Origin of the sequence: Microcoleus sp. POL10_C6 (assembly GCF_036701585.1) — a bacterium.
Taxonomy (GTDB): Bacteria; Cyanobacteriota; Cyanobacteriia; order Cyanobacteriales; family Microcoleaceae; genus Microcoleus.
This window is the reverse complement of the sequence record NZ_JAUBRB010000124.1, coordinates 1-3356: the sequence shown is the minus strand read 5'-3', so window position 1 is coordinate 3356 and position 3356 is coordinate 1. Positions and strand designations below refer to the sequence as shown.

The following is a 3356-nucleotide window of genomic DNA, read 5'->3' as shown; positions in this document are numbered from 1 at the left end:
TTTTTTGGCATAGGGGGTTTGGCGTCCCTGTGAATCGGCTGCCCTTAATTATAACTAATTATCCGAACCTGATATTATCTGTGTTAATCTGCGGTTAAATTCATTAAACTAAATTCTATGGCAAGGTTGACAATATTAGGTGGAGGTGCTTGGGGTTCGGCACTGGCCAATCTGGGAGGCAAAAAAGGCGATCGAGTTAATTTGTGGTCGCGCCGCAGTTCTGTTAATCTAGAGTCTGTGATAACGGGTGCGGATGTTGTTGTTTCGGCAGTTTCGATGAAAGGAGTGGGAGCAACAGTCGATCGACTGCTTGCATTAGACTTAAGCCCCAGTACAATTATAGTTACCGTCACCAAAGGTTTAGACCCCGCCAGTACGCGCACTCCATCTCAAATTTGGCAAAATGCGTTTCCTAATAATTCAATTGTGGTACTTTCTGGCCCTAATCTTTCCGAGGAAATTCAGCAGGGATTGCCGGCTGCAACGGTAGCGGCGAGTTCGGATTTAGCAGCGGCCAAGCAAGTGCAAAATATTTACAGTTCCGATATTTTTCGGGTTTATGTGAATGAAGACCCGCTGGGGACTGAGTTAGGTGGAACTTTGAAAAATGTATTTGCGATCGCCGCTGGTGTTTGCGACGGTTTACAATTAGGAACTAATGCTAAATCTGCTTTGCTGACTCGCGCTTTACCGGAAATGATTCGGGTGGGAGTTCGTTTGGGAGCTCGCGCCGAAACTTTTTACGGTTTGTCTGGTTTGGGAGATTTGCTCGCTACTTGCAACAGTCCTTTATCGCGCAATTATCGGGTTGGTTTCGGATTAGCTAAAGGCAAATCTTTAGATCAAATTTTGCAGGAATTGCAGAGCACTGCTGAGGGTGTTAATACTACTAATGTGTTGATTGATTTGGCTAATCAACGCGGCATTGAAGTTCCTGTTTCTCGTCAAGTTTATCGCTTATTAAATAGTGAAATTACTGCCGAGCAAGCTGTTTTATCGTTGATGGAACGAGCTTTGAAGCCTGAGATTTTATAGCCTGTACCACTAGATAGGTAAGGAATTAAGCAAAGCCTAATTCCCTACCCCTAGCTGAAGTTTCAAGAAGTGGTGTCACCAGTTGCTAGTTATGAATTAAGAGTTCTCAGAAACATTGGTTGAGCGGTCAGATTGATGTTTCCATCGCTCCGTAGATACAGAGTTTAAGGAATTGAAGATGAGTTGTCAATCCCAAACTCTTTACTGATCGCTGCTACTACTTAAGTCATAACTTATAACTGATAGCTTGCAGAGCTAGTTGCACCAGCTTTACATCTTGCCGTGCTGCATTACCTGTTGAAGGTGCTGCCGAATTTCCTGCGCGTGCTCCATGTCAGCTTGCTGCAATTTTTGAAACAGTTCAGCACAAGGCTGAGAACCCATTTCCTGAGCATCTTTCATGTAAGTTTCGTAGGCTTTCAAAGCTTCAGACTTGTTGTGCAAAACTGTTAACAAATCGTACTCGAGGTTGCTGATGACTGTACTACCGTTAGTGCTCATAAACTTACCCTCTGCTAGGATTTGTGCCAATTTTGACCGATCCGGGGATGACTGTTCATCTATCTAGAAGGGTAGATAATTTTTACTTTCCACCGTAATAAAATGCAACTTCTTTATCTTTCAGCGGTGCGAAGTCAGCAGCAACGAGCATTTTATCGAGCTCGTTTTGAGGCAGATGTTTGACACCGATTCGGACAATGCGCGATCGCATGGTATTTGACACGCCACTGCGCTGTCTGCCGGCTTCTAATCCCATCACTTGCTTGTAGAGGTCTAATTTTGCTTGCGGAATCGGAGTACCGTCAAAGTCGATTCCAGAGGCGATCGCAACATCGATCGCATCTGCACCAGTTGTAGATTGAGCCGCTGAGTTTGTTTCTGAAGACATTGTGCTATTAAATCGAAGTTTGTTGTGGAAGCATTTTATCAGATCACCTTTTACTTTGGTCAAATTTGTCAATATTAATATTTTGCGTTTGCATGAATATTTGACGTTTGCCAGAAAGTCCGCCGGGGTTTTAACCCCCGTCTCACAGAGCAAGTCCCCTGAAGTGGACTAAAGATAAAAATAAAAAATGCTTTCCAGTCGTTTTTTGAGGACTCTTGCTATTAGACACTGGTTTAAACTCCTGGCGGACTTTCGGACTGACAAACTAACAAAGTGGCAGACTTAATTACACAGAAAAAAACCGATAGATTTCGCTCAAATCTACATTGCCACCACTGACAATCACGCCAATCCTCGCATTTTCAGCCTGCACCACACCTGACAACAAAGCCGCCGCTGCTAACACTCCCGTCGGTTCAACAATTATCTTCATGCGTTCCCACATAAAAAACATTGTCTGGCGAATTGCGTCTTCGGAAACTGTTGTCATATCGTCCACATAATGCAGCACCAAAGGAAAGGTTAATTTCCCCAAAGATGGCGTGCGCGCACCATCAGCAATCGTATCCGGGTTAGTAACAGTTTGCAGCGTTTTCGTGCGGAACGATCGCGCCGCATCGTCTGCTTGCTCCGGTTCTACTCCTATTACTTTACACTGCGGAGACAAAGTTTTTGTCGCGATCGCGCATCCCGACAGTAAACCCCCGCCACCGCAACAAACTAACAGCAAATCCAACTCCCCAACTTCTGCGATTAATTCCAGCGCAGCCGTACCTTGTCCCGCAATCACCCGCGCATCATTATAAGGAGGAATAATTGTCAAGTGCCGTTCGGCGGCAATTTTAGCCGCTAACTCTTCGCGGGAAACTTGAGTGCGATCGTACAAAATAATCTCTGCACCGTAGCCGCGAGTCGCTTCTTGCTTGACTTTTGGCGCATCTGCCGGCATGACAACAGTAGCAGGAATTTCTAGCAACCGTGCCGCAAGGGCGATCGCCTGCGCGTGATTTCCCGAAGAAAAAGTCAGCACTCCCCGCTGTTTTTCGGCTTCAGATAGCTGCATCAAAGCATTGCAAGCACCCCGAAATTTAAACGAACCCGTGCGCTGAAAGTTCTCGCACTTGAAAAATACCCGAGAATTTGTGCGTTTGTTGAAAGTTTCCGAAGTCAGCACCGGCGTCTTGAAAGCTTTGCCCTGCAATCGATTTGCCGCCGCCTCCACATCGGCGAAACTGACTGACAAGGAATTTTGGGCAAAGTCGGCACTCATAGATTTTAGATTTGGGCGATCGAGGACTCTATTTGTAGGGGGGCATTGCCCGCTTCACTTCTACCATTAAACTATAAATTTTTATCATCAATACTCCGGACAGTTTTTAAGCAGCCAGAGTACCATAAGACAAGACTGAAGGAAGGTTAGGGTGATTTAAAA

General features: G+C 45.4%; 4 protein-coding genes. 1 reads left to right on the top strand and 3 read right to left on the bottom strand.

The features are described from left to right. Window positions 1-117: 117 nt before the first annotated feature. Complete coding sequence (locus tag QUA34_RS29835) at window positions 118-1035, top strand: NAD(P)H-dependent glycerol-3-phosphate dehydrogenase (RefSeq protein ID WP_333391101.1); 918 nt, start codon at window positions 118-120, stop codon at window positions 1033-1035. Between the two features lie 270 nt (window positions 1036-1305). Here QUA34_RS29835 and QUA34_RS29830 read toward each other — a convergent pair whose 3' ends face one another. The 3 genes from QUA34_RS29830 to QUA34_RS29820 all read right to left on the bottom strand — a co-directional run bounded on the left by QUA34_RS29830 (window position 1306) and on the right by QUA34_RS29820 (window position 3194). After that, window positions 1306-1536, bottom strand: coding sequence for a hypothetical protein (locus QUA34_RS29830; protein WP_333332758.1), 231 nt, complete (start codon window positions 1534-1536; stop codon window positions 1306-1308). Between the two features lie 82 nt (window positions 1537-1618). Beyond that, on the bottom strand, window positions 1619-1924 hold the full coding sequence (locus QUA34_RS29825) for a small RNA NsiR4-regulated ssr1528 family protein (protein WP_006635311.1): 306 nt from the start codon (window positions 1922-1924) through the stop codon (window positions 1619-1621). Between the two features lie 286 nt (window positions 1925-2210). Further along, window positions 2211-3194, bottom strand: coding sequence for a threo-3-hydroxy-L-aspartate ammonia-lyase (locus tag QUA34_RS29820; protein ID WP_333332761.1), 984 nt, complete (start codon window positions 3192-3194; stop codon window positions 2211-2213). Window positions 3195-3356 lie beyond the last annotated feature (162 nt).

Bases quoted from the DNA above. Each gene is read 5' to 3' on its own strand.
- QUA34_RS29830 (WP_333332758.1), bottom strand. From the start codon at position 1,536: ATGAGCACTAACGGTAGTACAGTCATCAGCAACCTCGAGTACGATTTG.
- QUA34_RS29835 (WP_333391101.1), top strand. From the start codon at position 118: ATGGCAAGGTTGACAATATTAGGTGGAGGTGCTTGGGGTTCGGCACTG.
- QUA34_RS29825 (WP_006635311.1), bottom strand. From the start codon at position 1,924: ATGTCTTCAGAAACAAACTCAGCGGCTCAATCTACAACTGGTGCAGAT.
- QUA34_RS29820 (WP_333332761.1), bottom strand. From the start codon at position 3,194: ATGAGTGCCGACTTTGCCCAAAATTCCTTGTCAGTCAGTTTCGCCGAT.